The organism is Caulobacter sp. CCUG 60055 (assembly GCF_022750545.1).
Lineage (GTDB): Bacteria > Pseudomonadota > Alphaproteobacteria > Caulobacterales > Caulobacteraceae > PUIC01.
The window spans coordinates 684,223-702,224 of sequence record NZ_PUIC01000001.1; the positions used below are offsets into that span (position 1 = coordinate 684,223).

Annotated in this window: 12 protein-coding genes; 8 read left to right on the plus strand and 4 right to left on the minus strand. The window is 71.3% G+C overall.

Annotated features, from left to right (window positions below; all coding sequences use genetic code 11):
• Positions 1-17: 17 nt before the first annotated feature.
• From C5708_RS03310 to C5708_RS03325, 4 genes are read left to right on the plus strand one after another with little or no spacing between them, the layout of a single operon-like run.
• A complete protein-coding gene (locus tag C5708_RS03310) occupies positions 18-3,122 on the plus strand; it encodes an efflux RND transporter permease subunit (protein ID WP_242917788.1) in 3,105 nt (1,034 codons plus the stop codon).
• Entirely contained in the window at positions 3,119-6,355 is a 3,237-nt protein-coding gene (locus C5708_RS03315) for an efflux RND transporter permease subunit (RefSeq protein ID WP_242917790.1), read from the plus strand. Before C5708_RS03310 ends, C5708_RS03315 begins: the two co-directional genes overlap by 4 nt.
• Positions 6,356-6,365: 10 nt before the next feature.
• Positions 6,366-7,811: an efflux transporter outer membrane subunit gene (locus C5708_RS03320; RefSeq protein WP_242917793.1), complete on the plus strand. Its 1,446-nt coding sequence runs from the start codon at positions 6,366-6,368 to the stop codon at positions 7,809-7,811.
• 11 nt (positions 7,812-7,822) lie between these two features.
• A complete protein-coding gene (locus C5708_RS03325) occupies positions 7,823-8,743 on the plus strand; it encodes a kinase (protein WP_242917795.1) in 921 nt (306 codons plus the stop codon).
• A 197-nt stretch (positions 8,744-8,940) separates the two neighbouring features.
• Here C5708_RS03325 and C5708_RS03330 read toward each other — a convergent pair whose 3' ends face one another.
• Positions 8,941-10,548 (minus strand): DHA2 family efflux MFS transporter permease subunit, encoded by a 1,608-nt coding sequence (locus tag C5708_RS03330; RefSeq protein ID WP_242917797.1) that lies wholly within the window; start codon positions 10,546-10,548, stop codon positions 8,941-8,943.
• 178 nt (positions 10,549-10,726) lie between these two features.
• Here C5708_RS03330 and C5708_RS03335 point away from each other — a divergent pair, with 178 nt between their 5' ends.
• Positions 10,727-10,963: a hypothetical protein gene (locus C5708_RS03335; RefSeq protein WP_242917799.1), complete on the plus strand. Its 237-nt coding sequence runs from the start codon at positions 10,727-10,729 to the stop codon at positions 10,961-10,963.
• Here the strand turns inward: C5708_RS03335 and C5708_RS03340 are convergent.
• On the minus strand, positions 10,938-11,219 hold the full coding sequence (locus C5708_RS03340; protein ID WP_242917801.1) for a hypothetical protein: 282 nt from the start codon (positions 11,217-11,219) through the stop codon (positions 10,938-10,940). The genes C5708_RS03335 and C5708_RS03340 overlap by 26 nt on opposite strands.
• Positions 11,220-11,406: 187 nt before the next feature.
• Here C5708_RS03340 and C5708_RS03345 point away from each other — a divergent pair, with 187 nt between their 5' ends.
• The 3 genes from C5708_RS03345 to C5708_RS03355 are packed head-to-tail and all read left to right on the plus strand — an operon-like array spanning position 11,407 to position 15,672.
• The gene (locus C5708_RS03345) at positions 11,407-13,947 is read left to right on the plus strand and encodes a polar localization protein TipN (protein WP_242917803.1); all 2,541 of its coding nucleotides are present in this window, start codon (positions 11,407-11,409) and stop codon (positions 13,945-13,947) included.
• Positions 13,947-14,927 (plus strand): N-acetyl-D-Glu racemase DgcA, encoded by a 981-nt coding sequence (gene dgcA, locus C5708_RS03350; protein ID WP_242917805.1) that lies wholly within the window; start codon positions 13,947-13,949, stop codon positions 14,925-14,927. Before C5708_RS03345 ends, dgcA begins: the two co-directional genes overlap by 1 nt.
• A gap of 49 nt (positions 14,928-14,976) precedes the next feature.
• Positions 14,977-15,672: an MgtC/SapB family protein gene (locus C5708_RS03355; protein ID WP_242917807.1), complete on the plus strand. Its 696-nt coding sequence runs from the start codon at positions 14,977-14,979 to the stop codon at positions 15,670-15,672.
• Between the two features lie 6 nt (positions 15,673-15,678).
• Here C5708_RS03355 and C5708_RS03360 read toward each other — a convergent pair whose 3' ends face one another.
• Together C5708_RS03360 and C5708_RS03365 are read right to left on the minus strand one after the other, a co-directional pair.
• Positions 15,679-16,839 carry an MFS transporter gene (locus C5708_RS03360; RefSeq protein ID WP_242917809.1) on the minus strand — a complete coding sequence of 387 codons (1,161 nt, stop codon included), beginning with the start codon at positions 16,837-16,839 and terminating at the stop codon, positions 15,679-15,681.
• 53 nt (positions 16,840-16,892) lie between these two features.
• Positions 16,893-17,945 carry a DUF1176 domain-containing protein gene (locus C5708_RS03365; protein ID WP_242917811.1) on the minus strand — a complete coding sequence of 351 codons (1,053 nt, stop codon included), beginning with the start codon at positions 17,943-17,945 and terminating at the stop codon, positions 16,893-16,895.
• Positions 17,946-18,002 lie beyond the last annotated feature (57 nt).

An 18,002-nucleotide genomic window follows, 5' to 3' on the forward strand; every position in this document is an offset into this window, starting at 1 on the left:
GTCGGAGCTGAGCGCCGATGAATCCGTCTCGCCCGTTCATCATGCGGCCGGTGGCGACGTCGCTGTTCATGGCGGCGATCCTGCTGGCCGGCCTGGTCGGCTTCAAGTTCCTGCCGCTGTCGGCCCTGCCCGAGGTCGATTATCCGACCATCCAGGTGCAGACGCTCTATCCCGGGGCCAGCCCCGAGGTGATGAGCAACACCGTCACCGCGCCCCTGGAGCGGCAGTTCGGCCAGATGGCCGGCCTGCAGCGCATGAGCTCGACCAGTTCTGCCGGCGCCTCGGTCATCACCTTGCAGTTCGACCTGAGCCAGACCCTGGACGTAGCCGAACAGGAGGTGCAGGCGGCGATCAACGCCGGCGGCAACCTGCTGCCGGCCGACCTGCCGGCCCCGCCGGTCTACGCCAAGGTCAACCCCGCCGACGCGCCGGTGATGACGCTGGCGGTCACCTCCGACACCCTGCCGCTGACCCAGGTCCAGAACCTGGTCGACACCCGGCTGGCCCAGAAGATCTCGCAGGTCGGCGGCGTCGGCCTGGTCAGCCTCAGCGGCGGCCAGCGGCCGGCGGTGCGCATCCAGGTCGACACCCAGGCGCTGGCCTCCTACGGCCTGGGCGTCGACACCCTGCGCACGGCGATCGGCAACGCCAACGCCAACGGCGCCAAGGGCAGCTTCGACGGCCCGACCCGCGCCTACACCATCAACGCCAACGACCAGCTGACCACCGCCGACGACTACCGGAACCTTGTCGTCGCCTACAAGAACGGCGCGCCCATCCGCATCAGCAACGTCGCCGACGTGGTCGACAGCGCCGAGAACGTCCGGCTGGGCGCCTGGGCCGACATGCGGCCGGCGATCATCGTCAACGTGCAGCGCCAGCCCGGGGCCAACGTCATCGGCACGGTGGACGCCATCAAGAAGCAGCTGCCCGAACTTCAGGCGGCGCTGCCGTCCGGCCTGAAGGTCACGGTGCTCAGCGACCGCACGACCGGCATCCGCGCCTCGGTCCACGACGTCGAGTTCGAACTGGTGCTGGCCGTGTTGCTGGTGGTGCTGGTGATCTTCCTGTTCCTGCACAGCATCCAGGCGACGATCATCGCCAGCCTGGCGGTGCCGATCTCGCTGATCGGCACGTTCGGGGTGATGTATCTGCTCGGCTACAGCCTGAACAATCTCAGCCTGATGGCCCTGACCATCGCCACCGGCTTCGTGGTCGACGACGCCATCGTCATGATCGAGAACATCTCGCGCTACCTCGAGGAAGGCGACACCCCGTTCGACGCCGCGCTCAAGGGCGCCAAGCAGATCGGCTTCACCATCATCTCTCTGACGGTGTCGCTGATCGCCGTGCTGATCCCGCTGCTGTTCATGGGCGACGTGGTCGGCCGGCTGTTCCGCGAGTTCGCCGTCACCCTGGCCATCACCATCATCATCTCGGCCGTGGTGTCGCTGACCCTGACGCCGACCCTGGCCGCGCGCTGGCTCAAGCAGCACGCCACCCACCCGGAAAAGGGGATCGGCAAGCGGGTCCAGGACCTGTTCGACCGGGTGATCGACCGCTACGACGCCGCCCTGCGCTGGGTGCTGGGCCGGCAGACCGCCACCCTGGTGGTGGCCGTCGCCACCCTGATCGTCACCGCCCTGCTCTACATCGTCATCCCCAAGGGCCTCTTCCCGACCCAGGACACCGGCCAGCTCCAGGCCGAGGTCCACGCCCCGCGCACCGTGTCCTACGAGAAGATGGGCGAGATCCAGCAGGCGGTCGCCAAGGCGGTCCTGGCCGATCCGGACGTCCAGTCGCTCAGCTCGTTCATCGGCGTCGACGGCGCCAACACCACCATGCTGTCGGCCGGCCGCATGCTGATCAACCTCAAGGCCCGTCGCACCAGCTCGCAGGCGGCGACCATGGACCGCCTGCGCCAGCGGGCCGCCGCCGCCGCGGCCGGCGTCACCCTCTATGTCCAGCCGGTGCAGGACCTGACCATCGACGCCGAGACCGGGCCCACCCAGTACCGCCTGTCGCTGGAGGGCGCCGACCAGAAGATCGTCGACCAGTGGGCCAATACGCTCGCCGCCCGCCTGCAGTCCGACGCGACCAAGGTCCGCAACGTCGTCACCACCGCCGGCGAACAGGGCCTGGCCGCCTATGTCGACATCGACCGCGACAGCGCAGCGCGGATGAACATCACCGCCTCGACGGTGGACGAGGCCCTCTACAGCGCCTTCGGCCAGCGGATCATCTCGACCATCTTCACCGAGACCAACCAGTACCGGGTGATCCTGGAGGCCAAGCCCAGCCTGGTGCGCACGCCCCAGGACCTCAACAACCTGCACCTGCCGACCAGCGGCGCGCCCACGCCCCTGTCGGCCTTCTCCACGGTGCGCGAGCAGACCGCGCCCCTGCAGGTCACCCATGTCGGCCAGTTCCCCGCCGCGTCGGTGAACTTCGACACCGCCCCCGGCGTCAGCCTCGGCGCGGCGGTCGACGAGATCCGCAAGGTCGAGAAGAGCGTCGGCATGCCGACCAGCGTGACCACCACCTTCCTGGGCGCGGCCAGCGCCTACCAGGCCTCGCTGAAGAACGAGCTGTGGCTGATCCTGGCGGCGGTGGTCTGCGTCTACATCGTGCTGGGCGTGCTCTACGAGAGCTACATCCACCCCCTGACCATCCTGTCGACCCTGCCGTCGGCCGGGGTCGGCGCCCTGTTGGCGCTGATGGTCACCGGCAGCGACCTTGGGGTGATCGGCATCATCGGCATCATCCTGCTGATCGGCATCGTCAAGAAGAACGCGATCATGATGATCGACTTCGCCATCGACGCCGAGCGCAACGAGGGCAAGTCGCCGCAGGAGGCCATCCACCAGGCGGCGCTGCTGCGCTTCCGGCCGATCATCATGACCACCCTGGCGGCGCTGTTCGCGGCCGTGCCGCTGATGCTGGGCTGGGGCGAGGGGTCGGAGCTGCGCCGCCCCCTCGGCGTGGCCATCTTCGGCGGCCTGATCGTCAGCCAGATCCTGACCCTGTTCACCACGCCGGTGGTCTATCTCGCCTTCGACCGCCTCGCCCGTCGCGGCCGCAGGGACGCCGACGCGGCTGAACCCAAGCCGGTGACGCCGTGAACCTGTCGGAGCCCTTCGTCCGGCGGCCGATCGGGACCGTCCTCCTGACCATCGGCCTGGCCCTGGCGGGGGCGGCGGCCTTCTTCGCCCTGCCCGTCTCCCCCCTGCCCCAGGTCGATTTCCCGACGGTGTCGGTCTCGGCCAGCCTGCCGGGGGCCAGCCCCGAGACCATGGCCTCCAGCGTGGCGACGCCGCTGGAGCGGCGGCTGGGCTCCATCGCCAATGTCAACGAGATGACCTCGTCCAGCTCGACGGGCTCGGCGCGGATCACCCTGCAGTTCGACCTCGGCCGCAATATCGACGGGGCCGCCCGCGACGTGATGGCGGCGATCAACGCCGCCCGCGCCGACCTGCCGGCCTCGCTGAAGAGCAACCCGACCTATCGCAAGGTCAATCCGGCCGACGCGCCGATCATGATCATCGCCATGACGTCGAAGAGCAAGACGCCGGGCCAGATCTACGACGCGGTCTCCAACATCGTCTCGCAGAAGCTCCTGCAGGTGAAGGGCGTCGGCGACGTCGAACTGGGCGGCGCCTCGCTGCCCGCCGTGCGGGTCGAGATCATCCCCTACGCCCTGGCCAAGTACGGCGTCGGGCTCGAGGACGTGCGGGCCGCCATCTCGGCGGCCAACGCCAACCGGCCCAAGGGGGTGGTCGAGGACGGCCGGCGCGGCTTCCAGATCTACACCAACGACGTCGGCAAGGCGGCGGCCGACTTCCGCAACCTGGTGGTGGCCTGGCGCAACGGCGCCCCGGTGCGCCTGAGCGACGTCGCCCAGGTGATCGACAGCGTCGAGGACGTCCACACGCTGGGCCTGTTCAACGGCGAGCCGGCCGTGGTCGCCGTCATCAGCCGCCAGCCCGGCGCCAACATCATCCAGACCGTCGACTCGGTGAAGGCGCTGCTGCCCGAGCTGCGCCAGGAGATGCCGGCCGACGTGCAGATGGAGGTCGCGTCCGACCGCACCACCACCATCCGCGCCTCGCTGAAGGAGGTCGAAACCACCCTGCTGATCGCCCTCGTCCTGGTGGTGCTGGTGGTCAGCGTGTTCCTGCGCAGCGCCCGCGCCACCCTGGTGCCCGCCGTGGCGGTGACCGCCTCGCTGCTGGGCACGCTGGGGGTGATGTACCTTTTGGGCTTCAGCCTGAACAACCTCAGCCTGATGGCCCTGACCGTGGCCACCGGCTTCGTGGTCGACGACGCCATCGTGGTGCTGGAGAACACCAGCCGCCACCTCGAACAGGGCATGGACCGCATGAAGGCGGCGCTGCTGGGCGCGCGCGAGGTCGGGTTCACCGTGCTGTCGATCAGCATCTCGCTGGTGGCGGTGTTCATTCCCCTGCTGTTCATGGGCGGGCTGGTCGGGCGCCTGTTCCGCGAGTTCGCGGTCACCCTGTCGGCCGCGGTGCTGATCTCGCTGGTCATCTCGCTGACCACCACGCCGATGATGTGCGCCTTCCTGCTCAAGCGGCACGAACCCGGCCGCGAGCCGGGCCGCCTCGGCCGCTGGTCCAAGGACGGGCTGGACTGGGTGATGCGCACCTACGGCAAGAGCCTGAACTGGGCGCTCGACAACGGCGCCCTGATGATGGTGGTCCTGGCCGTGGTGGTGGCGCTGAACGTCTATCTGTTCATCGCCTCGCCCAAGGGGTTCTTCCCCGAACAGGACACCGGCCAGCTCAACGGCGGCCTGCGCGCCGACCAGAGCATCTCGTTCCAGGCCATGCAGGGCAAGCTGAAGAAGTTCGTCGACGTGATCCGCAAGGACCCGGCGGTCGACGCCGTGGTCGGCTTCACCGGCGGCTCCCGCGCCGGCGGCGGCTTCCTGTTCGTCAATCTCAAGCCGCGGTCGGTCCGCAAGGAAAGCAGCCAGGACGTCATCACCCGCCTGCGCCCGCAGCTGGCCCGCATCTCGGGCGCCAGCCTGTTTCTCAACCCGGTGCAGGACGTGCGCATGGGCGGACGCCAGAGCAACGCCGCCTATCAGTACACGCTCAAGAGCGACAACATCGCCGATCTGCGGCTGTGGGCCAGCCGGCTGGCCGACGCCATGAAGACCCAGCCGGCCCTGACCGACATCGACACCGACCAGCAGGACCACGGCGTCGAAACCTTCCTGACCGTCGACCGCGACAGCGCCGCGCGGCTGGGGATCGCCGCCAAGGACGTCGACAACGTCCTCTATGACGGCTTCGGCCAGAGGCAGGTTTCGACCATCTACAAGGACCTGAACCAGTACCACGTCATCATGGAGGTGGCGCCGCAGTACGCCCAGGAGCCGGCGGCTCTGAACGACGTCTATCTTCCGACCGGCGGATCGACGCCCTCGGCGACGCAGTCGGCCGCCGCCAGCGCGGCCCAGACCGCCGCCGCGGCCGCGCCACGCTCGGGACCGACGGCCTCGCCGATCCGCGACGCCTCGACCGGCTCCGCCCTGGCCCAGACCGCCCACGCCATGACGCCGCTGTCGGCCATCGCCCGCTTCGCCGACAGCTCGACGCCCACGGCGATCAACCACCAGGACGCCCAGCTGGCCACCACCATCGCCTTCAACCTGGCGGAGGGCAAATCGCTGAGCGACGCCCAGGCGGCCATCGCCCAGGCCGAGGCCGACATCGGCATGCCCGCCACCGTGCACGGCAGTTTCCAGGGCACGGCCAAGGTGTTCCAGAGCTCGCTCAAGGATCAGCCGGTGCTGATCCTGGCGGCGATCCTGGCCATCTACATCGTGCTGGGCGTGCTCTACGAGAGCTATGTGCACCCGGTCACGGTGCTGTCGACCCTGCCCTCGGCCGGCATCGGCGCGGTCATCGCCCTGATGCTGTTCCGGATGGAGTTCTCGATCATCGCCCTGATCGGCGTCATCCTGCTGATCGGCATCGTCAAGAAGAACGCCATCCTGATCATCGACTTCGCGCTGGAGGCCCAGCGGTCGCGGGGCCTGACCGCCCGCGAGGCCATCTACGAGGCCTCGCTGCTGCGCTTCCGCCCGATCCTGATGACCACCCTCGCCGCCGCCCTGGGCGCCCTGCCCCTGGCCATCGGCTTCGGCGAGGGCGCCGAGCTGCGCCGCCCGCTCGGCGTGGCCATCATCGGCGGCCTGATCGCCAGCCAGATCCTGACCCTGCTCACCACCCCCGTCGTCTACATGTACATGGACCGGCTGCGTCGCCCGCGCGCCGACGAGGCCAAGCTGGCCCGTCTCGGCGATCCCGCCGCCGATCCCGCCTGAGGAACCCTCGATGCCCGCCCTGTCCGCCTCCCGCGCCCGCCTCGTCCTGCCGCTGCTGTGCGGCGCCGCACTCGGCGCCTGCGCCGTCGGGCCCAACTACGTACGGCCGACCACCCCGGCCCCGGCCGGGTTCAAGGAAGCTCAGGGCTGGAGCGTGGCCGCGCCCGCCGACACCCTCGACCGCGGCGAATGGTGGACGCTGTTCAACGATCCAGTCCTCAACGACCTGGAGCGCAAGGTCCTGGTCTCCAACCAGACCCTCGCCGCCTCCGAGGCGGCCTACCGCGAGGCGCGGGCCGTGGTGCGCGGCCAGCGCGCAGCCCTGTTCCCCACGGTGTCGCTGGACGGCTCCGGCTCGCGCGCCAAGTCGCAGGGCGCCGGCGGCGCCTCGGGCGGAACCAGCAACAGCTACAAGGTCGACATCGGGGCCACCTGGGAGATCGACGTCTGGGGCCGCATCCGCCGCACCGTCGAATCGGCCAAGGCCAGCGCCCAGGCCAGCGAGGCCGACCTCGCCGGCGCGCGGCTGTCGGCCCAGGGCGAACTGGCGGCCGACTACCTGCAGCTCCGCGAGACCGACGCCGAGATCGCCCTGCTCGACGCCACCGTCCAGGCCTACGCCCGCGCCCTGGAGATCACCCAGAACCGCTTCCAGGCCGGCGTCGCCGCCAAGACCGACGTGCTCCAGGCCCAGACCCAATTGGCCAACGCCCAGGCCCAGCGCGTCGGCCTCGACCAGCAGCGCGCCCAGCTGGAGCACGCCATCGCCGTGCTGGTCGGCCAGGCGCCGGCCGATTTCTCGATCGCCGCCCAGCCGCAATGGTCGCAGGTCGTTCCCGACGTCCCGGCCGTGGTGCCGTCGCAACTGTTGCAGCGCCGACCCGACATCGCAGGGGCCGAGCGCCGCGTCGCCGCCGCCAACGCTCAGATCGGCGTGGCCGAGGCCGCCTATTTCCCCGACCTCAGCCTGACGGGAACCTATGGCTATGGCGGCTCCAGCCTGAGCCGGCTGTTCGAGTCCTCGGCCAGCTTCTGGTCGCTGGGCGGCGCCCTGGCCGAGACCCTGTTCGACGGCGGCGCGCGCGGGGCCAAGACCGCCCAGGCCAAGGCGACCTACGATCAGACGGTCGCCCAGTATCGCCAGACCACCCTGGCCGCCTTCCAGTCGGTCGAGGACCAACTGGCGGCGTCGCGCGTCCTCGCCCAGCAATTCGACCTGCGCAAGCAGGCGTCGGCGGCGGCCGACGAGGCCGAGCGGCTGAGCCTCAACCAGTACCGCGCCGGCCAGATCGCCTATTCGGCCGTCATCACCACCCAGACGGCGGCCCTCACCGCCCGGGTGGCGCTGGCCCAGGCCGCCCGCAACCGGCAGACCACCGCGGTGGCCCTGATCCAGGCGCTGGGCGGCGGCTGGCAGGCCGCGCCCCCCGACGGGGCGGTCCCCCGCAGGTCCTGACGGCGACGAGGATGGCCGGCGGCGACCCCGATTGGCTGGCGGCGTTCCTGGCGCAGGAGCGCCTGCCGCCTGAGTTCGCCGAGACGGTCGAGCGATTGTGCGTTCCCCTGGCCGCCTGGATCGCCGGGCGGCGCGAGGCCCTCGGCCGCGGCGTGACCGTCGGCCTGAGCGGGGCCCAGGGCGGCGGCAAGTCCACGGTCGCCGCCGCCGCCGCCCGCCTGCTGCGCGACAGGGGGCTGGCGGTGGCGGTGCTCTCGCTCGACGACCTCTATCTGGACCGGAGCGACCGTCTGGCCCTGGCCGAGCGGGTCCACCCGCTGTTCCGCACGCGCGGACCGCCCGGCACCCACGATCCCGCCCTGGGCGAGCGGGTGCTGGACGCCCTGGCGACCTCGGTGACGACGGCCATCCCGCGCTTCGACAAGGCCGAGGACGGCCGCCTGCCGCCGTCCGAATGGACGCCGTTTCAGGGGCCGGCCGACGTGGTGCTGTTCGAAGGCTGGTGCGTGGGCGCCGCGCCGCAGACCCCGGCGGCGCTGTCGATCCCGATCAACGCCCTGGAGCGCCGCGCCGACGAGGACGGCGTCTGGCGAGGCTACGCCAACGCGGCCCTGGCCGGGCCCTACCATGCGCTGTTCGCGCGCCTCGACGGCCTGGTCTATCTGCGCCCGCCCGACTTCGAGACAGTGCTGGGCTGGCGCACCGAACAGGAGCGCAAGCTGCGCGCCCGCCTGGCCGAGCAGGGCCGGCCCGCCGCGCACGCCATGTCCGACGCCGAGGTCGCGGGCTTCGTCCAGGTCTATGAGCGCCTGACCCGGCACATGATGGCCACCACCCCGCGCCGCGCCGACGTCGTGGTCCGCCAGGACCGGCGGCGGCGGCCGATCACGTGGCGCGAACGCCAAACAGCGGGCCCTGGCGACACAAACTGAAACCCACGATACGGCGCCGCAACATCCGCCCTGAAATGACCTTGCCTCAGCCATCTTGCCGATGCGGCCAGGAACCATTCTGTCCTCATCGGACAACTGACATCCCTTCGGGCTCATCCCCCCGGCCCGAAACCCCGTCCGATCAGCGTAGGCGCCCGCGGCATCCCCCTCCCCGCGGGCGCCTTTTCTTTTGCGCCTCAGTGGGAATCCGAGGGCGGCGGCGCGGCCGCCGCCTTAGGCGGCGTGGCGAACAGCGAGGCGGCGGCGGCGATCAGGCAACCCAGCGCCAGCAGGGTGAAGGCGTCGCCGAAGGCCAGCACGGTCGCGTTCTTGACCAGCAGGCCGTTGAACGCCTTGTGCGCCGCGCCGGCCGGGTCGGCCACGCCCAGCTGGGCCATGCGCTGGGTCAGGCCGCCGACCATGGCCTGCGACTGGGCGCTGGCGATGCTGACCCCGCTCGACAGGTCGTTCAGGTGCAGGGCGGTCTGGTTGGTCAGGGTGGTCGACAGCAGGGCCAGCCCCACCGCGCCGCCGGTGTTGCGCGCCAGGTTGATCAGCCCCGAGGCGTTCTTGACCATCTGCGGCGGCAGGGTGGCCATGGTCACCGTCTGCGTCATGGTCATGGCGATCATCACCCCGACGCCGCGCCAGGCCTGCAAGGCGGCGAACTCCCAGAACCCCCAGTTCTCGGTGAGGTCGTGGCCGAGCCAGAAACCCCAGGCCGCCATCGAAAAGCCGACGAACATCGGGATGCGCGCGTCGAGCTTGCGCACCAGGCCGCCCAGGGTCGGGCCGGTGAGGAACATCGAAAGGCCCGAGACCAGCATGGTGGTGCCGACCTCGGCCGACGAGTAGCCGCGCACGCGCCCGAGGAACAACGGCAGCAGGAAGGTGCCGCCGAACAGGGACGCGCCGGTGACGAAGGTCATCGTCACCCCGATCAGGAAGTTCTTGTTGGCGAAGGCCCGCAACTCGACGATCGGCTGGCGGTAGGTCAAGGATCGCCAGATGAACACCGCCCCGCCCGCGAACGCCGTGATGGTCAGGAGCAGGATGACGTCGTCGTCGAACCAGCTGTTCTTGGCCCCCTCCTCCAGCACGTACTGCAGGCTGAGCAGGAAGATCGCCATCACCGCCAGGCCGAACCAGTCGAACCCCTTGGCCAGGCGCGGGTCGCCCTCGTCGAACTTGCCGTAGCGCCCCACCAGGAACAGGGCCAGCATGCCGGGGAAGACGTTGATGAAGAACAGCCAGCGCCAGTTCAGCATCTCGGTCAGGTGGCCGCCGAGGGTCGGGCCGACGGTCGGCGCCAAGGTGACGATGAGGCCCATGACGATGCTGGCGGTCATCCGACGCTCGGGCGGGAACGCCGTGAAGGCCACCGCGAACACCGTTGGGATCATCGCCCCGCCGATGAACCCTTGCAGGGCCCGGGTCAGGATCATCATGTCGACGCTGGTCGACAAGCCGGTCAGCACGCTCATGACGATGAAGCCGATGCAGGAGGCCAGATAGACCCTCTGCGTGCCCCACAGCCGCGACAGGTAGCCCGAGAGCGGGATCATCACCACCTCGGCCACCAGATAGGCGGTCTGGACCCAGCTGACCTCGTCGGCGCTGGCGCCGATGCCGGCCTGGATCTGGGGCAGCGAGGCCGAGACAATCTGGATGTCGAGGATGGCCATGAACTGGCCGATGACCATGCCGCCGAAGCCGAGCATGAGCTTGCCCCAGTCGACCTTCGCCGCCGCGGACGCGGGGGCGGCCTGAGCCGGTCTGACGGCGGCGCTGGCGGCATCACTCATTGACGAATCCCGAAACTGCCCTTGATCTGGATGGTAGCCAAAGCCCGCCCGCAGATGCGAGCGCGTTCATCGGACGCTCATGCGTGCGGCATGACCAAAATTTCATGTTACGGCCGTTGCCCTGCCGCGCGCGCGGATGGATAACCGCGTCGTTCGAGCTCGCCCAGGGGATTCGGCCGTGCACGCCGTCGTGGAGTTCTTCGCAACCTTGATCGTGGCCCTGGCCACCATGGCCCTCGGCCATTTCGGCGTGGTCATGAAACCGGTCGCCGAATGCTCCGCCATCCAGCTTTCTCCCAAGGACCGGGCCGAGGTGGTCAAGACCTCCGCGCCGCTCGCCGCCCCGCGTCCTGCGCCGTTCGCCGAGGCGGACAGGCCGCACATCGCCGTCACGGTGCGGCTGGCTCGGACCTGAGCGTCGAAGCCCGCACCGCCTCCGCTCCCGCCGCCGTCAGGCGACACACCAGCCAGTCCGGCGCCAGGGGGTTCTTGAACCAGGGCTCGGCCCATCCTCGCCTGAGGCAGGCGCGTATGGTCTGTTCGCTGATCCTTTGTCCACGGCTGTCGAACAGCGGCAGCTTGCCGCCCGGCTGGTCGAGGCCGAGACGCAGATAAGCCCGCTCGGCCCGCGTCGGGCGCGCCGCCGTCTCCGCTCCAGAACCCCCAGCCATCGCCTGTTCTCCGCGCTCGCGGCCGGCCTGCACCATAGTCGCGGACGGGGCGGTCCGCAGCGAATATCAACGCCCACGCTAAAGCGGCTTTGCGACGGCGGCTTTCGCCCGTAAATTTCATCCGATGCGCGAAGTTTTTGGGCGGGCGCGCAGTCGCGGGACAACCCTGCCCACAGGACGGTCGCTGATGAAGGTTAAGAGGCCTAAGCCGTTGGATTTCGGCGCAGTCCCGAAAACGTCGGAGGACGCCGCCGCGCGGCTGGGGCCAGCCTTCGTTTTCGACGACGCCGCCGCGCCCGCGCCGCCGCCGACCGCCGATCCCGAGATCGAACTGGCCGTCCCCGCGATGGCGCCGGCCGAACCCGAGGCCGCCCTGCCCGCCTCCGGTCCGGCCCCGCGCCCGCCAAAACGCGCCGCGCCGCCGACGCGGGCTCCGGTCGACCACCTTCAGCCTTCGGTCAAGGAGCCGGCCGCCGGCCGCTTCGTCTATCTGGCCGCCCTGGTGGTTTCGGTGATGTGGGGCCTTGGCCCGATCGCCTACGCCCTGGGCTATCTCGGGCGGGTGTCGCCGCTGGACCAGCCGGTCTTCGCGCTGATCGTCCTCGGCCTGCTGGCCATCGGACCGATCGGCCTGGTCTGGGTCGCCGCCTTCGTTCTCAAACAGGGCCTGCGGCTGGCCGCCGAGGCGAGGCGCAACAAGGCTCTGGCCCGCGACATGCTGGAGCCGGCCGTCCTCGCGGCGGCCAAGACCGGATCGATTGTCGAGACAGTCCGTCGCGAGATCGACAGCGCCACCGCCGCCGCCGCTCAGGCCCGCAACGAACTGGCCGCCCTGCGCGAGGTGTTGGCTCTGGAGACCGAACGGTTGGTCGAGGCGGCCGGCGCCTCGGCGCGCACGGCCGAGGCCGTCACGCAGGGGCTGGGCAAGGAACGCGAAGCCCTCGGCGCGCTGTCGACGACGCTCGACGCCCAGGTGGTCGGGGTGGCCGACGCCATCACCCGCCAGGCCCGCATGGTCGCCGAAGCGTCCGACTTGGCCGAGACCCAGCTGCGCGAGGCCGAGGCCGCCCTGGCGGCCCGCGCCGCCGACCTCGCCGCCGCGGCCGGCGAGACCGGCGACGTGGCCCGGATCGCGTCCGAGGACCTGACCCGCCAGAGCGCCCGCCTGGAGGCGGCCGGCGCCACGGTCGGCGAACAGGCCCGCCTGGTCGAGGAAGGCCTGGCCGAACAGCGCGGCGCTCTGGTGGCGATCGTGCACGGTCTGCGCACCGAGCAAGAAGACTTCGCCGCCCAGATCGAGAGCCAGCAGGCCCAGCTCGCCGAACTGGTGGCCAAGGCTTATGGCGGTGCCTCCGAACTGGGCGAGGCCGCTTCGCGCAACGCCGAGAACCTGCAGCGCCTGATCGGGGCCGCCGCCGACCAGTTCCGCGAACTGGCCGAGGCCGCCAAGGAAGAGCGCGACCTGTTCGGCGCCTCGGCCATGCACTCGCTGAACGCCATCGCCGACGCCGCCTCACAGCAGCGCCTGTCGATGGAGAGCGAGGCGCGACGCGTGATCGACGACCTGGCTTCGGCTGCGGAACAGGCCCGCGAGGCGGCGGCGGCCCAAGCCGAGGTCGCGCGCCTGAAGATCGACCAATTGGGCGAGGCCGCCTTCGGCGTCGGACAGAAGGCGGACGCCCTGTTCGAATCCCGCCTGAACGAGGCGCGCACGCTGATCGAGCGGTCCGCCAACCTGGTCGACGAAGCCGGCGCCCGCTCGGCCAAGCGGCTGGAGGAAAGCGTCGGCTCGACCCGCCAGACCCTGGCCGAACTGGAAAATCTGCTGGCCGAGTTGGAGGCGCGCACCGCCCGGCTCCCGGCCGACGCCCAGAGCCGCAGCCAGGAGGTCCAGGCCGCCGTCGAGCGCGGCGTCGACCACCTGCTGGCCTCGGCGCGCAAGGCGGCCGAGGAGACCCAGGCCATCGACGCCGCCTTCCAGGAGCGCGTGCGCCGCAACTACGAGATGCTCAGCGAGGCCGTGCGCCTGATGGGCGTCGTCGGCGGAGCCGCCTCGGGCGCCGCCTCGGCCTCGCGGCCGGCGCGCTCGCCGCTGTCGTCGGTCTCGGCCCAGTTCTCCCTGCGTCCCGACCCAGCTCCGACCGCCGCGCCCCGCGCCGCGCCGCCCGCGCCCCCGCCGGCCCCGGACGCCGCCGCGACCTCCGGACTGCGCCCTCGCCTCAAGCTGACGCCGACCGCCAGCGACGCCGAGTTCGCCGACGTCTTCGACGCCGCCGGCGGCCGCGCCCCGGCCGAGCCCCAGGCCGCCGAGACCGACGGCTGGACCTGGAAAGAGCTGCTGTCCTCGATGGACGACGACGTCGAGGGCGGCGAGCAGACCGCCGTCAAGCTGATCGCCGAGATCGAGGCCCTGGGCATCGACGCGGCGGCGCTGCTGCCGCGGGCGCGGATCGAGGAAGTCGCCGCCGAGCTGCAGGACGGCGACATCGCCGCCGCCCGCGAGATGGTCAAGCGCCTGGCCCCGGCGGCCGTCCGGCGCCTGTCCCGCCGCCTGCTGGCCGATCGCGGCCTGCGCACCCAGGCCGAGCGTTTCGTCCGCCGCTACGAAGGCCTGCTGGCCGACGGCGCGCGGCGCGATCCGCAAGGCGAGCTGGCCCTGTCCCTGCTGACCACCGACCAGGGCCGCGCCTTCCTGCTGCTGGAAGCGGCGACCGGCGACGTCGGCTGATGCGCCGCCTCGAGGCGCGCGACGAGCGCTGGCCCATAGCCGGGGCCTTCACCATCGCCCGCGGCTCCAAGACCGAGGCGCATGTGGTGGTGGCCGAGCTGCGCTGCGGCGACGCGGTCGGACGCGGCGAATGCACGCCCTACCCCCGCTATGGCGAGACGGTCGAGGGCGTGCTGGGCGAGATCGAGGCCGCCCGCGGGCCGCTGGAGGCCGGCTGCGACCGCGCCGCTTTGCAGGACCTGTTGCGTCCCGGCGCCGCCCGCAACGCCCTCGACTGCGCCTTGTGGGACCTGGAGGCCAAGCAGAGCGGCGTTCCAGCGCACGTCCGCGCCGGCCGACAGCGCCTCGATCCGGTCAAGACCTGCTACACCATCAGTCTCGCCGCCCCCGAGGTCATGGCCGAACAGGCCCGCGCCGCCGCCCGCCGCCCGATGCTCAAGCTCAAGATCGGCGGCCCAGGCGACCTGGAGCGGGTCGAGGCGGTGCGTCGGGCCGCGCCCAGGACGCGGCTGGTGGTCGACGCCAACGAAGCCCTGTCCTTCGACGACCTCGTCCGGCTGGCCCCCGAGTTCGCGCGCCTCGACGTGCTGCTGATCGAACAGCCGCTGAAGGCCGGCGCGGACGAGGCGCTGGAGGGTTTCGCCAGCCCGGTGCCGCTGTGCGCCGACGAAAGCCTGCACACCCGCGCCGATCTCGCCGCCATCGCCCGGCGGTACGGCTGCGTCAACGTCAAGCTGGACAAGACCGGCGGCCTGACCGAGGCCCTGGCCCTGGTCGCCGACGCCAGGGCGCTCGGCCTGGAGATCATGGCCGGCTGCATGGTCGCCACCTCCCTGGCCATGGCGCCGGCGATGATCCTCGCCCAGGGCGCGCGGGTGGTCGATCTCGACGGCCCGCTCCTTCTCGCGCGAGACCGCGAGCCTGGATTGATTTTTCATGGTTCCATGATTGAACCCCCGTCGCCGGCCCTGTGGGGTTAGGGCGACGCCGGCCCGGCGCGAAGGGCGCCCCTATCGGAGGCTGAACGCCTTGGAGCAGCACTATATCGAGATCATCCTGCGTCTCGGCGCGGCTTGGGCGGCGGGCGCGGCCATCGGGCTGGAGCGGACCTTCCATGGCCGCCCGGCCGGCTTTCGGACCCACGCCCTGGTCTCGCTCGGCTGTTCGCTGGTGATGATCCTGGCCCTCTTCGAGTTCTTCCTCTACCCGCCCGGAATTCCGCATCAGATCGTCAGCTTCGCCCCCGGCCGCATCGTCCAGGGGATCATGACCGGGATCGGCTTCCTGGGCGCGGGGGTGATCTTCAAGGAGGGGCTGACCGTCCACGGCCTGACCACCGCCGCCTCGATCTGGGTCACTGCGGCGATCGGGGTGCTGATCGGCGCGGGCTTCTGGTTCCCGGGCCTGGCCGCCACGGCGATCCTGCTGATCACCCTGTCGCTCATGCGCAAGGTCGAGGACCGCATGCCGCAGCAGATCTACAGCCATGTCGAGCTGCGCTTCGCCCGTGAGACGGCGCCCGGCCCGGACGAGATCCGCTCGCTGCTGCGCGACTACGGCTTCGTCGCCGCCCGGCTGGCCTACTGCACCGACGAGCAGGACGACGCCTTCATCTACAAGATCATGGCGGCCACCGAGGATCGCGGCGCGGTCGAAGCGCTGGCGCTGCGGCTGCGCACCATGTCCGAGGTCCGGGCGTTCGAGGTCAGCCCGACCGACTGGTGACCCCGGTCACGCCAGTTCGGAAGCCGGCCGCCGCACCAGGATCAGGGCGCCGGCCAGGCCGCAGCCGGCCGTCGCCGCCATCGCGAAATAGCCGGCCGCGCCGACGGCGTCGAACAGCGGTCCCGAGGCCAGGGTGGCGATCCCGATCAGCAGCCCGGTCGACAGGGCCGAGCTGAAGGTCTGCGCCGCCGAGGCGCTCTGCGGCGGCGCCAGCCGCTCCATCATCTGCAACGACGCCATGTAGGTGCTGGTGAAGCTGAACATGTGCAGGCCCTGCAACGGAACCAGCAGGGCCACCGGCGGCGACAGGCCCAGCGCCGTCCAGCGCACGACGGCGCCGAGGCCGCCCAGGGCCAGGAGGCGCGCCGGCCCGAGCCGCCGACGCCACGGCTCCATGAACCACATGAAGGCCACCTCGGCCGCGACCCCGACCGCCCAGAGCATGCCGATCAGGGCGGCGGAGAGCCCCTGCGCCTTCCAGATCAGCGTCGAGAAGCCGTAGTAGAAGGCGTGCCCGGCCTGGATCAGCCCGGCCGAGACCGCCGCCAGCAGGAACGTCCGGTCGCGCAGGAGGCCGCCCAGCCCACGCAGGCGGTCGCGTCCGCCCACGCGCGCGCCGTCATGCACCGGGTCCGGCGGCAACAGCACGCGCGCCGCCGCGATCGTCAGCACGGCCAGGACCACGATCCACCACAGCACGATCTGCGGCGGCCAGCGGGTCAGCAGCAGCCCCATGGTCAGGTTGGCCAGCACATAGGCCGTCGAGCCGACGCCGCGCGGCAGGCCATAGACGAAACCGTCCAGCCGCGCCCGCCGGATGGCGACGACGTCGGCCAGCGGGGTCAGGGCGGCGATGGCGGTGGCCCCGACGAACCAGGCGACGAACCAGGCCCAGAACCCGTGCATGAACCCCAAGGCGGCGTAGCCCGCCGCCGCCGCCGCGCCCAGCAGCGCCATCGGGGTGCGCCGCAGCCGGAAGCCGTCGGCCCAAAGGCCGAGGGCCGGGCCGGTCAGCACGCGGGCCAGCATCGGCGCGGACAGGATGGCTCCGATCTGCGCCCCGTTCAGCCCCTGGGCCCGGAACCAGACGGCGATATAGGGCAGGCTCACGCCCGTCCCCGCGAAGATCGTGGCGTAGTAGAGGCCCAGGCGCAGGGTGATCGGCATGGCCCCGCCCTATCAGAGTCGCGCGGACCGAGTCGCGGCGATCGGGCGGCCGGTCAGCGGACCACGGCGCGGTAGACCGTCGGCCAGTCGTCCGGCCCGACGCCCTTGCAAGCCGACATGGCGACGTCCTCGACCAGGCGGAAGGCGGCGCCGTCCCACACCCAGGTCAGGCTCTCGCCGCAGTCGCCCGGGCCTCGCCCCTTGCCGAAGCTGGTCAGGGTCTGGGTCTTGGGGTCGAACCCGATGTTCATCAGCGAACTGGTGACGGCCGGGTTGGAGCCGGGCGACAGGGGCAGGTCGGCCAGGCGCGCGCGCCTCCCCCGTTCGTCCGCCAGCATCAGGCCGTAGACCAGATTGTAGGCGCCGCGCATGCAGGGCGCGGCGAACAGCACGACGCCGGGCGAGAGGCGATGGATCTCGATCTCGTCCGAGGCCGGCGCGCCTTCGCTGTCGCAGTCGCTGAAGGCGCCGGTCCGGGCGAGCGATTTGGGCAGGGCGGCCGGCAGCCCCGACTGCGCCACCGGCGGCGCGCGGCGCACGACCGGCAGGGCCGGCGGCGGCGGGACGGCGGCGGCCGGCTTGGCGCCGCGCGCCACCAGGGCGGTGGCCCCGCCGGCGCGCCCCTGGCGATCGTCGATCCACAACAGCGAAGCCGTGCTGCCGGCGAGGCTGATCGACAGGATGGGCGTCGCGCCCTCCTCCACCGTCAGGACGCCGCCGTTGCGCAAGGCCGCGATCAAGGCGCTCGCCTGCGTCGGCGAAAGATCGATACGGCGGTCGTCGTCGCGCCCGGCTGGGCGCACGCCGCCCAGGCCCGGCAGGGTCCGGCCGTCGATCTTGACCGTCCAGGGCTTGGGCGGGCCCGCGCCGGCGTCGGCGCTGGCCACGGAGACGGCCGGCGCGGCGGCCGGGCCGGCCTGGCGCTGGATGCGCAGGAAGCCCCGCTGATCCGACCCGTCCTCGGTGAACCCGAAAGCGGTGCAGGCGCGGGCGTTGTCGCACGCCGCGCTCCAGCTCTTGAACGTCTTGGTCTCCTGGGCGCGAGCCGCGCCGAAGACCAACCCCGCGACCGACAACGCCGCAATCGCGGCCGTGCGCTTGCGCATGGCGACCCTCCCAGCCCCCGCCCTGGAATAGGCCTCGCCGCCGCCGGCCGCAAGCGG